Origin of the sequence: Streptomyces flavofungini (assembly GCF_014650815.1) — a bacterium.
GTDB lineage: Bacteria > Actinomycetota > Actinomycetes > Streptomycetales > Streptomycetaceae > Streptomyces > Streptomyces flavofungini.
Genome location: NZ_BMVR01000005.1, coordinates 250,645 through 268,298, shown reverse-complemented (window position 1 = coordinate 268,298; position 17,654 = coordinate 250,645). Strand labels below are relative to the sequence as shown.

The 17,654-nt window shown below is 73.6% G+C and carries 16 protein-coding genes; 9 read left to right on the top strand and 7 right to left on the bottom strand.

The genetic code is table 11. From position 1 onward, the window contains the following. The first annotated feature begins 262 nt into the window (after window positions 1-262). The 4 genes from IE274_RS14635 (at window position 263) to IE274_RS14620 (ending at window position 5,261) form a co-directional block, all read left to right on the top strand. The gene (locus IE274_RS14635) at window positions 263-949 is read left to right on the top strand and encodes a bifunctional DNA primase/polymerase (protein WP_190116145.1); all 687 of its coding nucleotides are present in this window, start codon (window positions 263-265) and stop codon (window positions 947-949) included. 101 nt (window positions 950-1,050) lie between these two features. Next, window positions 1,051-1,842, top strand: a complete 792-nt coding sequence (locus tag IE274_RS14630) for an ABC transporter ATP-binding protein (protein ID WP_190116144.1) — start codon at window positions 1,051-1,053, stop codon at window positions 1,840-1,842. Then, window positions 1,839-3,476, top strand: coding sequence for a transporter (locus IE274_RS14625; protein WP_190116143.1), 1,638 nt, complete (start codon window positions 1,839-1,841; stop codon window positions 3,474-3,476). The genes IE274_RS14630 and IE274_RS14625 overlap by 4 nt, the downstream gene beginning before the upstream one ends. Before the next feature lie 420 nt (window positions 3,477-3,896). Next, window positions 3,897-5,261, top strand: coding sequence for a PAS domain-containing protein (locus IE274_RS14620; RefSeq protein ID WP_190116142.1), 1,365 nt, complete (start codon window positions 3,897-3,899; stop codon window positions 5,259-5,261). A gap of 158 nt (window positions 5,262-5,419) precedes the next feature. On the opposite strand, the gene IE274_RS14615 is transcribed toward IE274_RS14620, so the two are convergent. Genes IE274_RS14615 through IE274_RS14600 form a run of 4 tightly spaced genes read right to left on the bottom strand, consistent with a single transcriptional unit; the run spans window position 5,420 to window position 9,007 of the window. Beyond that, window positions 5,420-6,634, bottom strand: a complete 1,215-nt coding sequence (locus IE274_RS14615) for an ABC transporter permease (protein ID WP_190116141.1) — start codon at window positions 6,632-6,634, stop codon at window positions 5,420-5,422. Next, on the bottom strand, window positions 6,631-7,443 hold the full coding sequence (locus IE274_RS14610; protein ID WP_229909545.1) for an ABC transporter ATP-binding protein: 813 nt from the start codon (window positions 7,441-7,443) through the stop codon (window positions 6,631-6,633). The genes IE274_RS14615 and IE274_RS14610 overlap by 4 nt, the downstream gene beginning before the upstream one ends. Beyond that, window positions 7,440-8,519 carry an efflux RND transporter periplasmic adaptor subunit gene (locus IE274_RS14605; protein WP_190116140.1) on the bottom strand — a complete coding sequence of 360 codons (1,080 nt, stop codon included), beginning with the start codon at window positions 8,517-8,519 and terminating at the stop codon, window positions 7,440-7,442. Before IE274_RS14605 ends, IE274_RS14610 begins: the two co-directional genes overlap by 4 nt. After that, complete coding sequence (locus IE274_RS14600) at window positions 8,516-9,007, bottom strand: hypothetical protein (protein ID WP_190116139.1); 492 nt, start codon at window positions 9,005-9,007, stop codon at window positions 8,516-8,518. The genes IE274_RS14605 and IE274_RS14600 overlap by 4 nt, the downstream gene beginning before the upstream one ends. Before the next feature lie 133 nt (window positions 9,008-9,140). On the opposite strand from IE274_RS14600, the gene IE274_RS14595 reads away from it, so the two are divergent. Both IE274_RS14595 and IE274_RS14590 read left to right on the top strand, forming a co-directional pair. Continuing rightward, window positions 9,141-9,809 (top strand): response regulator transcription factor, encoded by a 669-nt coding sequence (locus tag IE274_RS14595; protein WP_190116138.1) that lies wholly within the window; start codon window positions 9,141-9,143, stop codon window positions 9,807-9,809. 170 nt (window positions 9,810-9,979) lie between these two features. Continuing rightward, entirely contained in the window at window positions 9,980-11,227 is a 1,248-nt protein-coding gene (locus tag IE274_RS14590; protein WP_190116490.1) for a sensor histidine kinase, read from the top strand. On the opposite strand, the gene IE274_RS14585 is transcribed toward IE274_RS14590, so the two are convergent. Next, window positions 11,221-12,048 (bottom strand): SIS domain-containing protein, encoded by an 828-nt coding sequence (locus tag IE274_RS14585; protein WP_229909544.1) that lies wholly within the window; start codon window positions 12,046-12,048, stop codon window positions 11,221-11,223. The two genes, IE274_RS14590 and IE274_RS14585, sit on opposite strands and share 7 nt — an antisense overlap. 199 nt (window positions 12,049-12,247) lie before the next feature. Here IE274_RS14585 and IE274_RS14580 point away from each other — a divergent pair, with 199 nt between their 5' ends. Next, entirely contained in the window at window positions 12,248-12,940 is a 693-nt protein-coding gene (locus IE274_RS14580; protein WP_030361523.1) for an iron-dependent transcriptional repressor DtxR, read from the top strand. A gap of 682 nt (window positions 12,941-13,622) precedes the next feature. Next, window positions 13,623-14,489: an alpha/beta fold hydrolase gene (locus IE274_RS14575; protein ID WP_190116488.1), complete on the top strand. Its 867-nt coding sequence runs from the start codon at window positions 13,623-13,625 to the stop codon at window positions 14,487-14,489. A gap of 52 nt (window positions 14,490-14,541) precedes the next feature. Here IE274_RS14575 and pdxH read toward each other — a convergent pair whose 3' ends face one another. After that, window positions 14,542-15,189 carry a pyridoxamine 5'-phosphate oxidase gene (gene pdxH, locus IE274_RS14570; protein WP_190116487.1) on the bottom strand — a complete coding sequence of 216 codons (648 nt, stop codon included), beginning with the start codon at window positions 15,187-15,189 and terminating at the stop codon, window positions 14,542-14,544. Window positions 15,190-15,595: 406 nt separating this feature from the next. On the opposite strand from pdxH, the gene IE274_RS14565 reads away from it, so the two are divergent. Continuing rightward, window positions 15,596-16,696, top strand: a complete 1,101-nt coding sequence (locus IE274_RS14565) for a citrate synthase 2 (RefSeq protein ID WP_190116137.1) — start codon at window positions 15,596-15,598, stop codon at window positions 16,694-16,696. Between the two features lie 33 nt (window positions 16,697-16,729). On the opposite strand, the gene IE274_RS14560 is transcribed toward IE274_RS14565, so the two are convergent. Continuing rightward, window positions 16,730-17,611 carry a LysR family transcriptional regulator gene (locus tag IE274_RS14560; protein WP_190116136.1) on the bottom strand — a complete coding sequence of 294 codons (882 nt, stop codon included), beginning with the start codon at window positions 17,609-17,611 and terminating at the stop codon, window positions 16,730-16,732. Between the last annotated feature and the right edge of the window lie 43 nt (window positions 17,612-17,654).

The window sequence follows — 17,654 nt, the reverse complement described above, 5'->3', positions numbered from 1 at the left end:
GAAGATGCACCACATACACCACAAATGCACAGCACTCCGTCGGAACTTGGTGTTTCGCGGTGCTTTACGGCAGAGTGCGGCACACGTCAGCGAGCGGGGTGAACATGGATCACCCAATGGACTCGGATCAACTCCGACTGCCCCAGACGTGGCTACCCGCGCCCGGCCCCCCTTGCCCATGCGCGCCCCCACCCGTGCACCCATGCGCCCCGCAGCAGGATCGATGCTCCTCCCCCGCGCACGTGACACCCCGTAACCCGACATGACGCGCGCAGTTGAGAGGTGCGTGGAAGAGACCATCGGAGTCACGTCAGCCGCGCAGATCCCGAAGCAGCGCGGAGAGGCCCTGCAGGACACGGCCGTACGGTACGCGGAGGAACGCCACTGGGATGTCTTCCCCGGCGCCTGGCTCGACTCCGTCGAGGGCACCTGGCGCTGCTCGTGCGGCGAGGCCGCCTGCCCCGCGCCCGGCGCCCACCCCGTGCGCGAGGACTGGGCCACGCAGGCCACGGGCAGTGCGACGGTCGCCCGGCGCATGTGGGCGAAGCAGCCGAACGCGTCGATCCTGCTGCCCACCGGCCGCACGTTCGACGCGATCGACGTGCCCGAGACAGCCGGTTTCCTCGCCCTCGCCCGCATGGAGCGGATGGAGCTCACGCTCGGCCCCGTGACCTGCACGCCCGACCGCCGCATGCAGTTCCTGGTGCTCCCCGGCGCCGCCGCGAAGGTCCCGGACCTGGTCCGCAAGCTCGGCTGGCCGCCCGCCGCCCTCGACCTCGTCACCCTCGGTGAAGGCGGCTACGTCGCCGCACCCCCCACTCGTTTCGGCGCCTCCGGCGCCGTCCAGTGGGCCAACCGCCCCACCGCCGCCAACCGCTGGCTCCCCGACGCCGAAGAAATCATCTCCCCCCTCTCCTACGCCTGCGGCAGGGAGGCACGCCGCAAGTAGCCGCCGGAGGCAGCCCCGGCCGACGGCCACCGTCAGTCCAAGGTCCACCGAGCCGACGTATCGTGCGCACACAGGACGACGGCGAGGAATAAGGGGCAACGGTGGCCGACCCGACGGAAACCCCCGCGGCAGCGGTGCGCGTACACAACCTGTGGAAGGCCTTCGGCCAGCAACTCGCCGTGGCCGGCATCGACCTGACGCTCCCGGCGGGCAAGTTCATCGGCCTCGTGGGCCCGAACGGCGCGGGCAAGACCACCACCCTCTCCATGATCACCGGCCTCCTCCGCCCCGACCAGGGCACGGTCCAGGTGGTCGGCCACGACGTCTGGCAGGACCCCGCGGAGGTCAAGGCCCGCATCGGCGTGCTCCCCGAGGGCCTGCGCCTCTTCGAGCGCCTGTCCGGCCGCGAACTCCTCGCGTACACGGGAAGACTCCGGGGCCTCCCGGGCGCGGAGGTCGACAAGCGGGCCACCCAGCTCCTGGACGTACTCGACCTCGCGGGCGCCCAGCACAAGCTGGTGGTCGACTACTCCACCGGCATGCGCAAGAAGATCGGCCTGGCGGCGGCCCTGCTGCACAACCCGGAAGTGCTGTTCCTGGACGAGCCGTTCGAGGGCGTGGACCCGGTCTCCGCACAGACCATCCGTGGCGTCCTGGAGCGCTACACGGCCTCCGGGGCGACGGTGGTGTTCTCCAGCCACGTCATGGAGCTGGTGGAGTCCCTGTGCGACTGGGTCGCCGTGATCGCGGCGGGCCGCATCCGCGCCCAGGGCCCCCTGGCCGAGGTCCGCGGCGACGCGGCGACCCTCCAGGAGGCGTTCCTGGAACTCGTCGGCGCGAACGGCCGCGACCCGGGCTCGGACCTCGACTGGCTGGGCGGCGGCGCCCGATGACGGCCCCGGCCACCACCGCGTCCGGTACAACACCGCGGCCGGCCCCCGCCCTGACCCCCGTCTTCGTACGCCTGAAGCTGTCCCTCCTGCGCAACGGCCTGCGCCAGTCCAGCGGCCGCCGCGCCGCCTACGTGGCGTCGGCCGTCATCGCGCTCCTGTTCGCCGCGCTGCAGCTCCTCGGCCTGATCCTGCTGCGCGGCAACGAGCACGCCGCCACCGTGTCGATCATCCTCGTCGCGGTCCTGGCGCTCGGCTGGGCCGTGATGCCGCTGTTCTTCCCCAGCGGCGACGAGACCCTCGACCCCACCCGCCTGGTGATGCTGCCGCTGCGCCCGCGGCCCCTCGTCCGGGCCCTCCTGGTCGCCTCGCTGGTCGGTATCGGGCCACTGTTCACGCTCTGTCTGGCGCTCGGCGCGGTCATCGCGGTGGCGGACGGCGGGGCGGCGGTCGCCGTGGGCGCCGTCGCCGTCCCGCTCGCGCTGCTCGTCTGCGTGGCGCTCGCGCGGGCCGTCGCCGCCGCCAACATCCGTCTGCTGACCAGCCGAAAGGGCCGCGACCTCGCCGTCCTGAGCGGACTCGTCATCGCCGTCGGCGCGCAGGTGGTCAACTTCGGGGCGCAACGGCTCGGTTCGTCGGACAACGGCCTGGGCGAGCTGGATCCGGCGGCGGACGTACTCGGCTGGATCCCGCCGTCGTCGGCGCTGTCGGCGGTGCACGCGACCGGCGAGGCGCGGTACGCCACGGCGGCGGCCCAACTGGCCCTGTCCGCCGTCGCGCTCGTCCTGCTCCTGCACCTGTGGCAGCGCAGCCTCACCCGCCTGATGACCGCGCCCGACGGCTCCACGCTCGCCGCGGCCGAGCCGGCCCGCAAGGGCCGCGGCACCACCGGCGGCCTCTACGCCAAGCTCCCCGCGGGCCGCACCGGACCCGTCATGGAGCGCACCCTCCGCTACGTCTGGCGCGACCCCAAGACCAAGGCGGCCTGGGTGACGTCCCTGGCCATCGGCCTGATCGTGCCCCTCTTCAACGCCCTGCAGGGCACCGGCTCCATCTATTTCGCGTGCTTCGCCGCCGGGATGCTCGGCATCCAGATGTACAACCAGTTCGGGCAGGACACGTCGGCGTTCTGGATGGTCGCGATGACGATCTCCCGCACCCGGGACGCGTACGAGGAACTGCGCGCCCGCGCGCTCGCGCTGCTGGTGATCACGCTGCCGTACGCGACCCTCGTCACCGTTCTGACGACGGCCCTCCTCGGCGACTGGGCCGCGCTGCCCGAGGCACTCGGCCTGTCCTTCGCGCTGCTCGGCGCCATGCTGACCACCGGCGCCTGGTCGTCGGCCCGCTTCCCCTACTCCATCCCGCAGCAGGGCTACAAGAACGTCGCCCCCGGCCAGGCGGGCCTCGCCTGGATCTCCATCGTCGGCGGGATGGTCGCCGCCGCCGTGCTCTGCGCGCCCGTCCTGGCCTTCACCATCTGGCTGCACACCGCGGACCACGCGTCCTGGAGCTGGCTCCTGCTGCCCCTGGGCACGGTCTACGGAGCGGCCGTCACGGTGGCGGGGCTGCGGCTCGCGGCGCCGCGGGTGGCGGGGCGGCTGCCGGAGATCCTGGCGGCGGTGAGCAAGGGGTGAGTACGTCCCGGGGTGCGCCCGCCCCGGACACGGAGCGACCCGCGAGCCGTGGTTCCCCTGCGCTGAGGCCGGGGAAGCCGGCCGGACGTACCGGCGGCTCGCGGGTCGGGTGACTGCTTGAATTGCGGCCGGCTGCGCACCTGTATCGCGCGCTGGTCCGGCACCGCACTCAGTGTGGTGGCGGGCCGCTAGCCCGCAGCCACCTCTTCCGTCCGGTATTCATACATCTGCCGAACCACCTCCTCTCCGAAGTGACACCCACACTAAGAAGCCCGCCCGGACCGTTCAACTGTTTTTCTGAGACCTTGGTCCGGCAACGATTTGCCTCAACTTCCGGGAACTTACTGTGTGCTGCGTCACGTTCAAGTTGAATGATCTGGCGACGAGGACGATGAGGACACAGCCTGCAGGGGGGTCCGGGTGAGTGCTTCCCGACAGAGCGGAGCCACCGACGAACTGGGTCCCGAAGAGCCCGAGCCCGGCGGCGCCGAGCTGCTCGCGGCCCTGCTCGACGGGATGGACGCCGCGTTGTGCGCGTTCGACGCCGACGGAGCCGTGACGCACTGGAACCGCGAGGCCGAGCGGATCCTCGGCTGGTCGGCCGCGGAGGCGGTCGGACGGCGCGGGTTCGCGGGCTGGGCGGTGCGCAGCGCCGACGCGGAGGACGTCGAGGGGCGGCTGCTGTCCGCCATGCACGCGCCGGGGCGGCAGGTCGACGAGTTCGCGCTCCTGACCAAGAACGGCGGGCGCGTGCTCGTCCGCACCCAGACCTCCGCCGTGCGCGGCGGCGACGGCAAGCCCAGCGGGGTGTACTGCGCCTTCAGCGAGGTGCACGCCCAGATCGACCTGGAGCGGTCCATCGCCCTGAGCGAGGCGCTGTTCGAGAACGCCTCCTGGGGCGTCGTGCTCGTCGACGCCGACCTGCGGCCCGCCGTGGTGAACGCGCACGCCGCGCGGGCCCTCGGCATGGGGCGCACCGCCCTCCTCGGGCGGCCGCTCGGCGAAGTCCTCTCCCAGGGCGTCGAGGAGTTGGAGAGCGCCCTCACCCACGTGCTCGCCGAGGGCGCGCCGCCCGCCCCCGCCGAGATGTGGCTGGCCGTCCGGGGGGACGGCGGCGAGCCGGAGCGGCGCTGCTGGCGCAGCGGGTTCCTGCGGCTCGGGTCGCCGCTCGCCGAAGAGCCCGTGCCGCTCGGCGTCGGCTGGCTCTTCCTCGACGTCACCGAGGCCAAGCAGACCGAACAGGAAGCCTCCCAGCTCCGCTTCCGGTCGCAGCAGTTGCACCGGGCCGCCCGGGCCGCCGCCGAGTGCGAGGACCCCATGGAGGCGGCCACCGTCCAGCTCGACTTCGCCCTCGCCGGGTTCGCCGACCACGCCCTCATCGACGTCATCGAGAGCGAGGAGCCCCGGCTCCGGCTCGTCCGGGCCGCCGTCACCCCGGCCGGTGTGCCCGGGCCCTGCCAGCCCGCGGGCAAGGCGCGGCTGCCGCTGCGGTACACGGAGGGGCACCCCGCGCCGCAGTGCGTCGAGCGCGTCGGGTCGGTCCGGGCCACCGCGGCCACCGCCGATCCCGAGCGCGCCCGGGACTGGGCCCTTGCCCGGCAGTGGCCCGAGTCGTCCGTCCACGCGTTGTGCGCCGTGCTCCGCAGCCGGGGGCGCACCCTTGGGGTGATCACCTTTCTGCGGGGTGCGGCCCGCGCCCAGTTCGAGCGGGCCGACGCCGCATACGCGGAGAGTGTCGCCGCGCGGGTTGCGGCTGCGCTGGATCTGGCGGGGGTGGGGGGGTAGGTCCTCGCGGGGGCGCCCCAGGCCCGCCCCTTCTCCGAAACCGGGGGCTGAGAAGGTGCGGGTAAGTCTTAGCCCCTCCGGCGTTTGAGGAGCGGGGTCTGGGGCGGAGCCCCGGTTTCGGGAAGGGGCGGGACTGGGGAATGCCCCGCAGGGCCCACCTACGCCGCGTGCAACGCCAACGTCGGAGACAACCGCGCCGCCCGCACCGCGGGGTACAACCCCGCCACCGTCCCGATCGCCAGGGTCGCACCGAACCCCGCGGTCACCGCCCACAGCGGAACCACCCACGGCAGGTCGCCGGACGCCGCGTAGGCCGCGGTGGCCGCCGCGCCGAGCACGACGCCCGCCAGGCCGCCGAGGCCGGACAGCATCAGCGACTCGGTGACGAACTGGATGCGGATCTGGCCGCGGGTGGCCCCCAGGGACCGGCGCAGGCCGATTTCGTAGCGGCGCTCCAGGACCGAGATGATCATGGTGTTGGCCACGCCCACGCCGCCCACGAGGAGGGCGATGCCGCCGAGGCCCAGGAGCAGCGTGGAGAACGCGCCCTCCGTGTCCGCCTTGGCCTGGAGGGCCGCCGACGGGTCGGTGACCTTCACGTCGCGCGGGCTCTCGGGTGAGATCGACGCGGCGAGCAGCGCCCGGACGTCGTGCACGGCGTCGTCCGCCGAGCGCTCGTACAGCGACGTCGGGTGCCCGTCGAAGCCGAGCAGCGACTTCGCCGCGGCCCAGCCGGTGAGGGCCGAGCGTTCGATGTCGGGGGCGAGCGGCAGCGGGGCGAGGATGCCGATGACCGTGAAGTACCGGTCGTCCACCCAGACCTGCTGCCCCGGCGAGGTGATCCCGAGGCGGCGGGCGGCGACATGGCCGAGGACGATCGACGGATAGCGGCCGTTGGCGGCGTTCAGCCAGGTGCCGCTGGCCGTCCGGCCGCGCAGGACCTTCAGCAGGTCCTCCGTGGCCGCCTTGACGGCGATGCCGCCCGTCTCGCCCTCGGGGATCTTCTCGCTGCGCCGCACCGAGCGCTCCAGGTCGCCGGTGGCGCCCACGTCCTCGACGCCCTCGACCCGGGACACCCGGCCCACCGCGTCCTTCGGCAGCTTCGGCTCCTCACCGGAGAACAGCGCGTCGCCGGGCGCGGCCACCAGCATGTTCGTACCCAACTTGTCCAGTTTTTCGAGGAGTTGGGCCTTGCTGGAGGCGGAGACGCCGACCACCGCGACCATCGTGGCGATGCCGATCGCGATGCCGAGCGCGGAGAGGACCACGCGCAGGGGGCGGCTGCGCAGGCCGGACGAGCCGACGTGGGCGATGTCGCGGGGGCTCAGCCGGGCGGCGCGCAGCCGTTTCGGCTGCGTACGGTCTGCGGTCATCGCGCCACGGCTCCCTGTGCTGGTACGTCCTGGACGGCGCGGCCGCCATCGTGCACCACCTGGCCGTCGCGGATCCGCACCTGCCGGGGCAGCCGGTCCGCGATCTGCCCGTCGTGGGTGATGACGGCGATCGTCGCGCCCTCGGAGTTGAGGCCGTGCAGGAGTTCGAGGACCGCCTCGCCAGAGGCGGAGTCGAGCGCTCCGGTGGGTTCGTCGGCGAGCAGCAGGTCCGGTTCGCCGACGACCGCGCGGGCGATGGCGACGCGCTGCTTCTGGCCGCCGGACAGCTCGTGCGGCCGGTGCCGCATCCGGTCGGCGAGGCCGACGCGGTCCAGGGCCTCGGCGGCACGGGCCCGCCGCACCGCGCGCGGCAGGCCGGAGTAGAGCAGGCCCTCGGCCACGTTGTCGCGGGCGCTGACGCCGGGGACCAGGTGGAAGGCCTGGAACACGAAGCCGATCCGGGAGGCCCGCAGCGCGGACAGCTTCCGGTCGGACAGGGCGGCCACGTCGTGCCCGGCGATCTCGACCGTGCCCGCCGTCGGCCGGTCCAGCGTGCCCACGATGTGCAGCAGCGTGGACTTGCCGGAGCCCGACGGGCCGACGATGGCGAGGAGTTCGCCCTCCCCGACGTCGAGGTCGACGCCGCGCAGGGCGGCGACACCGCCCGGGTACTCCTTGGTGACACCGGTGAGGCGGACGACCGGGCGAGGGCCGGGACCGGGACGGGGGTGGCCGCCCGCGGGCACCGGCTCGACGCCGTCCCCGGGCCCTGCCCCCTCGTACGTACGCTCCGCACGCCGCAGGCTCATATCTTCGGCACCCCGACCTTCATCCCGGCCCGCAGCCCCCCGCCGCTCACCTCGACCCGGCCCGAGCCGAACATGCCGAGCTTCACGCGCACTTGGCGGGCCTTCCCGTCGGCGACGACCTGGACGCCGTAGCCGCCGCCGGGCAGCGCGAGGAGGGCGTTGACGGGGACGGAGAGGACGCCCTCGCGGGTCTCGCCGGTGAGGTTCACGGTGACCGGGGACTGGTCGAAGCCGCTGACGTCGGAGGGGTCGTTGAAGGACACCGTCACCGGGATCTTCGGGGTCTTGTCGGCCGGGTCGTCGCCGGGCTTCGCGGTCCTGCCGACCGCGGCGACCCTGCCGGACGCCGTCGAGCCGTCCGGAAGCGACACCTCGACCTTGGTGCCGACCTTCGCCAGCTTCCCGTCGGACACCTCCAGCTGGAACCGCACGACGCGCTCGGACGCGGTCGTCGTGAGCACGGGGCGGCCGGGCGACACCTGGTCGCCGACCGCCGCGGCCACGGACTTCACGCGCACCGCGGCCGGCGAGAAGGCGATGTCGCCGGGCTCGACCCGCCCCGTCTGCCGCCGCTCGTGCGCCTTCTGCCAGCGCTTCACGGCGGCCGCGGTCCCCGCCGTGTACTCGTCGTCGACGGCGAGCCCGGCCGCGTACCCGAGCGCCTGGAGGTTCAGTTCGAGCTGCCGTACGTCCTCGCCCTCGGAGCCCGGCTTCAGGGTGCGGTACATGGGCACGGTGCCGTACATCAGGCGTACGGGCACACCGTTGACCTCGTACAGGCGCCCGTCACGCCGGATGGTGTCGCCCGTGCCCGGGGTGCGGGTGAGGATGCCCGCGCCGCCCGCGTTGACCTTGCGTTCCTTGGCGTAGCCGAGGGTGCCGTCGACCTGGGTGCCGCTGCTGAGGTCGCCGCGCTCGACGGCCGCGGTGGCGGGCGGCAGGTCCGCGCTCCGCGTCGACCCGCCGTCGTCGCCGCCGTCCCCCATGAGCCCGCTGTGTCCGGTGACGGCGACCCCGGCGCCGGTGACCGCGAGCAGGGCGACGACCGTCGAGAGGACTGCCGTGCGCCGCCTCATCCGACGATGCCCTTGCACGCCTTGGCGGCCTTCTCCATCTTCTTCATCTCGGCGCCCTTCGGCGCGGGCATCGCGCGCGCCATGCCGTCCTTGAACTCCGGGTCCGGCATGTTGAAGCCGTTCTTGCGCATGCACTGCGCGTACTTGACCATCTTGTCCTTGTCGGCCTGCGAGACGCCGCCGCCCGCCGACCCCGGGCCTTTGCCGGTGCACTCCTTGAGGGCCTTCTGCATCTTCTCCTTGCTGAGGTCACCGCCGATCGTGATGCCGTTGCCGTCCTGGCCCGACTTCGGCTCGGGGACCTTGAGGCCGTGCTTGCGAAGGCACTCGCGCTCCTTGAAGGCCTTGTCGGCGGCGTTCTCCTTGCCGCCGGTGTCCTTCTTGCCGTCGCCGTCGTCCCCGCCGCCGCAGGCGGTCGCGAGGAGCGCGAGGGCGGCGGCCGCGGTGGCGAGCGCGGCTGAACGGCTGCGGGTACGCGTACGTGTCATGGCTTCCCCTGGTGTCCGGTGGCCGGCGCTGATCGCGGCCGCTGCGGCACAGGCTCACCGGAAGCGGGGTTTCGTCTCTCTCACGGCAAACCTTTACACCGGCGAAAGGTGGCCCTCGGGTACACAGGGCGGCATGCGCGTACTGCTGGTGGAGGACGAGGAATTCCTGGCCGAGATGATCGCCGTCGGGCTGCGCCGCGACGCGCTCGCGGTCGACGTGGCCGCGGACGGCCTGACCGCGCTGCGCAAGCTCCAGCTCGGCGAGTACGACGTCCTCGTCCTCGACCGGGACCTGCCCGGCGTGCACGGCGACGAGGTGTGCCGCCGGGTCGTACGGCAGCGGCTGCTCACCCGGGTCCTGATGCTCACGGCGGCGGGCACGGTGCGCGACCGCGTCGCGGGCCTCGGGCTCGGCGCCGACGACTACCTGACCAAGCCGTTCGCGTACGACGAGTTGCTCGCCCGGGTCCTCGCTCTCGGGCGGCGCGCCCGGCCCGCGCTGCCGCCGGTCATCGAGCGCGCGGGCGTCGTCCTGGACACCGCACGCCGCCAGGCCAGCCGGGACGGCCGCCACCTGTCGCTGTCCCGGAAGGAATTCGCCGTCCTGGAGGCGCTGCTTCGCGCGGACGGCGCGGTCGTCAGCGGCGAGGACCTGATCGAACAGGTCTGGGAGGAGGACACCAGCTACCGCACCAACGCCGTCCGCGTCACCCTCTCCAAGCTCCGCGCGAAGCTCGGGGAGCCGGGGGTGGTGGAGACGGTGCCGGGGGCGGGGTACCGGATATCGGGGGTGTCGCTGTGAGGCGGGCGACCGGTCTGTGCGCCTGCGCCGCCTCGCTCGACGCGGTGGGCTCCCCCGGCCCTCTCGGCTCCCCCGGCTCGCACGCCGCGCCCTCCGCGCCCTCCGCGCACGCCGACCGGGCGTCCGAGGTCCACCGCCCGCCGTGGGCCGGGCGGCGGGGCGCCCTGCGGGTGCACGGCGAGCGCGCCCGCCTGACCGCGCTGTACGGCGTCCTCCTGGTCCTCGCGGGCGCGCTGCTCACCGGCGTGGTGTACGTCCTCGTACGGCAGGGCCTGTACTCGTCGATCAGCACGGCCGTCACCACGGCCGTGCCCGGGACCCGGGTCGGCCGGGACGGCTTCGGCCCGCCGTGGGTCCTGCCGACGCACGAGGTGGCCGCGCCCGCGCGGCCCATGAAACTCTCCGACACCGTGCCCGCACAGGCGGTGACCCGGGTCAGCGACGCCGCCGGGGAGGCCGCGCTCGGCCGGCTGCTCTCGGTCTCCGTGATCGTCCTCGCCGTGTACGTCGTGCTGTCCGTCGCCCTTGCCTGGTGGATGGCGGGCCGTGTGCTGCGTCCCGTCGCCGTGATCACCGAGAGCGCGCGCCGTCTTTCCGGCTCCAACCTGCACGAACGCATCGCCCTCGACGCGCCGCCCGGCGAGCTGAAGCAGCTCGCCGACACCTTCGACGCGATGCTCGACCGGATCGAGCGGCTGGTCGGCGCGCAGCAGCGGTTCGCGGCCAACGCGGCCCACGAGCTGCGTACGCCCCTGGCCGTGCAGCGGGCCGCCGCCGAGATCGGGCTCGCCGGGAACCCGCCGCCGGAGCACGTCGCCCGCATCCGTACGAAGCTGATCTCCGTCGCCGACGGCAGCGAGCGCCTCATCGAGGGGCTGCTGCTGCTCGCCACCGCCGACGCGCCGAGCGGCCCCGGCCGCGCCCTGGAGCGGCACGAACCCGTCGCCCTGGACGTCACCGCCCACGAGGTGGCCGACGCGCTGGCCGAGGAGGCCGCCCGGCGTGACGTCACGGTCGCCGTACGGACCGCCCCGCTCACCGTCCACGGCGACGGCGTGCTCCTGGAGCGCCTGGTGCACAACCTGGTCGCGAACGCCGTGCGCCACAACGTCCCGACCGGCGGCCGGGTCGAGGTGACCACGACGTCCGACGGCGTCACCGTCACCAACACCGGCCCCGACATCCCACCCGCCACCGTCACCCACCTCTTCGAGCCGTTCCACCGCCTGCGCCCCCGCACCCACGCACACGGCGAGGGCTCGGGCCTGGGCCTGTCGATCGTGACGGCGATAGCGAGGGCGCACGGGGGAACGGCGGAGGCGGAGGCGAACGGGGCGGGCGGCGGCCTACGGGTGACCGTGCGCTTCCCCCGGGGCGCCGCGGTCACATCACAGCCCACCCGGCGGAGCCCTCAGTGACGGTAGAAGATCCGATCCCCGTACTCGGAGAAGACCCGCCCGTTCCAGTCATGGCCGCCGTCGACGTTGGCCGAGCGCAGCAGCGGCGGCTGGATGCCCCGCGCGGCCAGAGCGGCCGCGGCCGAGGCCATCATGGCCTGCATCAACGCGCTCGCGACCATCGTGGAGGCGGGCCCGAACGGCGCGTCCACGGAGTCGAGGGCCAGCTCCGCGTCCCCCACGGCGATCTTGGAATCGAGGACGAGGTCGCAGTGGTCCTTCAGGAAGCTGCCCGTGACGTGCCGCGACTTCGTCTCCGTGGCGTACGCCACCGAGGTCACGCCGATGACCTTGAGGCCGAGGGCGCGGGCGTTGACGGCCATCTCCACGGGCAGCGAGTTCCGCCCGGACAGGGAGATGATCACCAGCACGTCGCCGGGCCGGACCGGGCTGGAGTCCAGGACGGCGCCCGCGAGCCCGTTGACGCGCTCCAGGGCCGAGCCGAGCGTCGCGGGCATCACGTCGACGCCGACGACACCGGGCACGGAGAGCAGGTTCATCAGGGCGAGGCCGCCCGCGCGGTAGACGACGTCCTGGGCGGCGAGGGAGGAGTGGCCCGCGCCGAAGGCGAAGAGGCGGCCCTCGGCGGCGACGGCGTCGGCGATCAGCTCGCCCGCGGCGGTGATGCGGTCGGCCTCCTCGTCGCGGACGCGCTGCAGGAGGCCGATGGCGGCGTCCAGATACCGCCCGGCCAGCTCGCGGTCGCCGGACGCGCCCGCCCCACCGGTACCACCGGTGCCGCCGGTCGCACCGGTCCCGCCGTCACGCATGCCGTCGCTCATCCGCGAAACCCCTTCGTCCCGCCGTCGTCCCGTAGTCCCGTCGTGTCGCGGATCACGGTGCGGTCTGGACCAGTGCCCTGTCAATACGGCCTTCCACACGGCCTCGGACCGCCTCTTTTCCCGGCGCAACCCGGTTGTCAGTGGTATGCGTCAGAATTGAGGGCAGGGCCAGCGCACGAGCGAAATCTGAGGGGCACCCATGTCGGGGCTTATTGACACCACTGAGATGTATTTGCGCACCATCCTCGAACTGGAGGAGGAGGGTGTCGTCCCCATGCGCGCCCGCATCGCCGAGCGGCTCGACCAGAGCGGCCCGACGGTGAGCCAGACGGTGGCGCGCATGGAGCGCGACGGCCTGGTGGCCGTCGCCAGCGACCGGCACCTGGAGCTGACCGAGGAGGGCCGCCGTCTCGCCACCCGCGTGATGCGCAAGCACCGCCTCGCCGAATGTCTCCTGGTCGACGTGATCGGCCTGGAGTGGGAGCAGGTGCACGCCGAGGCCTGCCGCTGGGAGCACGTGATGAGCGAGGCGGTGGAGCGCCGCGTCCTGGAGCTCCTGCGCCACCCCACCGAGTCGCCGTACGGCAACCCCATCCCGGGCCTGGAGGAGCTGGGCGAGAAGGACGGCGCCGACCCGTTCCTGGACGAGGGCATGGTCTCCCTGATCGACCTCGACCCGGGCACGGACGGCAAGACGGTCGTGGTGCGCCGGATCGGCGAGCCGATTCAGACGGACGCCCAGCTGATGTACACGCTCCGGCGCGCGGGCGTGCAGCCCGGCTCGGTCGTGAGCGTGACGGAGTCCGCCGGCGGGGTGCTCGTGGGCAGCAGCGGCGAGGCCGCCGAGCTGGCGGCCGACGTCGCGTCGCACGTGTTCGTCGCCAAGCGCTGACCGCGTGCGGCTCCGGGCCCCGGCGGGTCTCGGCGCCCGCGTCAACTGCCGTTACCACAGGTGCAGTTGAGGCGAGTCCGAGACCCGCCGGAGTCCAAGATTCAGTGTGCCGAATCGCAGCGCCGGGACGGTTTGCGTGCGAGGCTGTCGCGTGAGGCATATGACCTGAGGGCACTTGACCGGGTCGGCACCGGGACGCGGCCGAGCGCACCGCCGGGACCTGGCCGGACGGCCGCGGCAGGGCCGAAGCGGGCCAGGCAGGGACCGGAACGGCGCCTGAACGGGCCGGAAGGCGACCGGAGCGGAGCGGGACCGGGGAAAGGCCGGAGAGCCGGAGAGGGGGCAGACGATGTGCCCGACAGCGGAACTGGAACGCGCGGGGCGCGCCGCGGGGCGCGGCGCGCACACAGAGGGCCCCGGCGCCCTTGAGCGCCGGGGCCTGTCCTCCCCTGTGCTGACCCGGAGCCCCGAGCTCCCAGGGTCATCCCCCTCGGACCGGCTTCCCCGAGCGGCCCGCCCCCCGTTGAAGATCTCCCCTCGGCGGCGGCGGTCAATCCTTGAGCATGGTCACCCGAACGAGGGGTGTTGGCGGCAGGACGGCCGCTGTCGAATGAGGGTTCGATAGCGTGCCGGGGTGCGTGAGTGAACAACCCGAGCGGAGTCAAGGGGGGTGCCTGGGACCATGGTGCGGCGCATCGACGTGACCGGCGCGGGCGGCGTGAGCCTCGCCGCCTGGGAGTACGCCGACCCTCCCAAATCCAGGGAGGCCGACTCGCCCCCGGGCGGAGTGCTGTTACTGCACGGCCTGATGGGCCGCGCCTCGCACTGGGCGGGCACGGCACGCTGGCTCTCCGAGCGCCACCGCGCGGTCGCGCTCGACCAGCGGGGGCACGGGCAGAGCGACAAGCCCGCCGACGGGCCCTACGACCGCGAGGCGTACGTCGACGACGCCGAGGCCGCCCTGGAGCAGCTGGGCCTCGCGCCCGCGGTGCTCATCGGGCACTCCATGGGCGCGCTCACCGCCTGGCAGCTCGCCGCGCGCCGCCCCGACCTGGTCCGCGGCCTGATCATCTGCGACATGCGTGCGTCGGCGCTCGGCGCCGCGTCCCAGCGGGAGTGGGAGGACTGGTTCAAGTCCTGGCCGGTGCCCTTCGCGACGCTCGCCGACGTGCGGAAGTGGTTCGGCGAGGACGATCCGTGGGTGGAGCGGCCCAACCCCTCACGCGGGGCGTTCTTCTCCGAGGTCATGGCCGAGGGGGAGGACGGGTGGCGGCCCGTCTTCGACCCCGCGCAGATGCTGAAGTCCCGCGAGACGTGGGTGTTCGACGCGCACTGGGAGGAACTCGTCCAGGTCCAGTGCCCCGCCCTCGTCGTCCGCGGCCTGGACGGCGAGCTGGGCCGCGCCGAGTCCCAGGAAATGGTCCGCGTCCTGCCCCGCGGGGCGTACGCGGAGGTCCCCGACGCCGGCCACCTCGTCCACTACGACCAGCCGGAGGGCTGGCGCCAGGCGATCGAGCCGTTCCTGGACGGGGTCCTGGCGGGGTCGTAGGCCCGCGCCGGCGCGGGCGGCCGCCGCCCGCGCCGGGGCCCCGCCGCCGGGGTCAGGGGCTGAGGCGCTGGAGGGTCCACGGGGCCGCCGCGTCCGGCCGGGTGTAGACGAGGCGGTCGTGGAGGCGGTTCGTGCGGCCCTGCCAGAATTCGACGGTGCGCGGGGTGATCCGGTAGCCGCCCCAGTTCGGCGGGGCCGGGACCTGCTCGCCCTCGGGGTAGCGGGCCGCCAACTCCGCGTACGCCGCGTCGAGTTCGTCCCGGGAGGCGATCACGGACGACTGCGCGCTGGCCCACGCCCCGAGCTGCGAGCCGTGCGGCCGCCCCCGGAAGTACCGCACGGTCTCGTCCCGCCCGATCCGCTCGGCCGTACCGGCGACGATCACCTGGCGGGCCATCGGATGCCAGGGGAAGAGCAGCGAGACGTGCGGGTTGGCGTCGATGTCCCGCGCCTTGCGGGACTCGTAGTTGGTGTAGAAGACGAAGCCCCGCGCGTCGTACCCCTTGAGGAGCACCGTGCGGGAGCCGGGCCGCCCCTGCGCGTCGGCGGTCGACACGACCATGGCGTTCGGCTCCCGGATCACCCCGGCGGGGTCGGCGGCCTCGGCGGCGGCGGCCGCGAACCAGGCCCCGAACTGCTCGACCGGATCGGCGGGGAAGTCGGTCTCGGCGATGCCCTCGGCGCGGTACTGCGCCCGCATCGCGGCCACGTCGTAACCCGCCGCGGCGGACGAAGGCGCAGGTCCGGGCGGAGCGGGGGCGGGCGTCGGGGAGCCGGGCACCTCGGGCCCGGACGCGTCGGGGGCGGTGGCGCGGAAGTCGGTCACGCGGTCATCTTGCCGTATACGAACACCCCGCCCCACAGCGGCAGTCGGCGGGCGCGCGGACCCACCTGAAGGTGATGTGTGGCACTGGGTGCCGCTGTCCGTCGCCAAGGGTGGCACCAAGGGTTATCGTTCCGAATCCGTGTCGGTTGGGTGACCTCCGGCCGCGCGGGGCATCACCGGGTTACCCCGACCCCAGCGCCCAGGCCTCGGGTCGCACGACATCCCGTCGTACACACATCGCCGTACACACCGTGTCGCCCACATCATGAGGAGCCGCCTGATGTCCGACTTCGTACCCGGACTTGAAGGAGTCGTCGCGTTCGAGACGGAGATCGCCGAACCGGACAAGGAAGGCGGTGCCCTGCGCTACCGGGGCGTCGACATCGAGGACCTGGTCGGCAGCGTCTCCTTCGGCAACGTCTGGGGCCTGCTCGTCGACGGCGCCTTCGACCCCGGTCTGCCCCCGGCCGAGCCGTTCCCGATCCCCGTGCACTCCGGTGACATCCGCGTCGACGTGCAGTCGGCGCTCGCCATGCTCGCCCCGGTGTGGGGCCTGCGCCCGCTCCTGGATATCGACGAGGCCCAGGCCCGCGACGACCTGGCCCGCGCCGCCGTCATGGCGCTCTCCTACGTCGCCCAGTCCGCCCGCGGCCAGGGCCTGCCGATGGTCCCGCAGCGCGAGATCGACAAGGCCGAGACGGTCGTGGAGCGCTTCATGCGGCGCTGGCGCGGCGAGCCCGACCCGCGCCACGTCCAGGCCGTCGACGCGTACTGGACGTCCGCCGCCGAGCACGGCATGAACGCCTCCACGTTCACCGCCCGCGTCATCGCCTCCACCGGCGCCGACGTCGCCGCCGCCCTGTCCGGCGCGGTCGGCGCCATGTCGGGCCCGCTGCACGGCGGCGCGCCGTCCCGCGTGCTCGGCATGATCGAGGAGATCGAGCGCACCGGCGACGCCGTCGCCTACGTCAAGCGCGCCCTGGACAAGGGCGAGCGCCTGATGGGCTTCGGCCACCGCGTCTACCGCGCCGAGGACCCCCGCGCCCGCGTCCTGCGCCGCACCGCCCGCGAGCTGGGCGCGCCCCGCTTCGAGGTCGCGGAGGCGCTGGAGAAGGCGGCCCTGGACGAGTTGCACGATCGCCGCCCGGACCGCGTCCTCGCCACGAACGTGGAGTTCTGGGCAGCGATCGTCCTGGACTTCGCCGAGGTCCCGGCGCACATGTTCACCTCGATGTTCACCTGTGCCCGCACCGCGGGCTGGTCGGCGCACATCCTGGAGCAGAAGCGCACCGGCCGCCTCGTGCGCCCCTCGGCGCGCTACATCGGCCCGGCCGCCCGCGGCCCCCAGGAGATCGCCGGGTACGGCAACCTCAAGGGCTGACCCCGTCGGCGGACGCACCGCGGCCGCACCGCGTCACGCCGTACTCGCAGCGACCGCCGCCGCCACGAACGAGGCGACCAGGGGGCGGCGGTCGCGCTCGGACCAGGCGATGACGAGCGTGCTGGGGCTCGCGTCGGTCACGGGTACGCACACGATGCCCGCGGGGACGGGTTCGACGAGGGAGCGGGGCAGGACCGCGATCATCCGGCCGAGGGTGATCAGGTGGATCATCTGCGTCACGTCGGCGACTTCCGGACGGCGCGCGTCGGCGTCCGGGCCGAGCCCGCCGGTCTCCCAGCCGCTCCCGTCGTCGCGCACGCCCTTCCAGCGCGGCAGCGTCTCCCCCTCAAGGTCGGCAAGGCGCAGCTCGTCGCGCCCGGCAAGGCGGTGCCCTGCGGGCAGCACCGCGACGCGCCCCTCGACGTGCAGCGTCTCGTGCGCGAGGCCGTCCAGGTCGTCGAAGGGCACGTACAGCAGCGCCACGTCCGCCCGGCCGTCGCGCAGGTGGTCGACCCGGTCGGTGGCGCCGCTGAACAGGATGTCCACCCGGCGCGCGTCGGGCCGGTCCGCGTACGCGGCGAGCATCCCGGACAGCAGGTGCGCGTCCCCGCCCGGCTTGAGTACGAGCCGTAGGCGCGCGTCGGCGTCACCGGCCCGCCGGGCGTGCCGGACCGCGGCGCCGACCGCGTTCAGCGCGTGCCGCCCGTGCTCCAGCAGCGCCGCACCCGCGGGCGTGAGCGCCACATGGCGGCTGGAGCGGTCGAAGAGCCGCACGCCGAGCCGGGACTCGACGCGCCGGATCGCCTTGGACAGCGCGGGCTGGGCGATCGAGAGGCGGTCGGCGGCCCGCCCGAAGTGCAGCTCGTCCGCGACCGCGACGAAGTACTCCAGCTCCCGGGTCTCCAGTTCCACCATGCCCACAGGTTATGGGTCGAGGCCGAATCGGTCTTGGACTCCA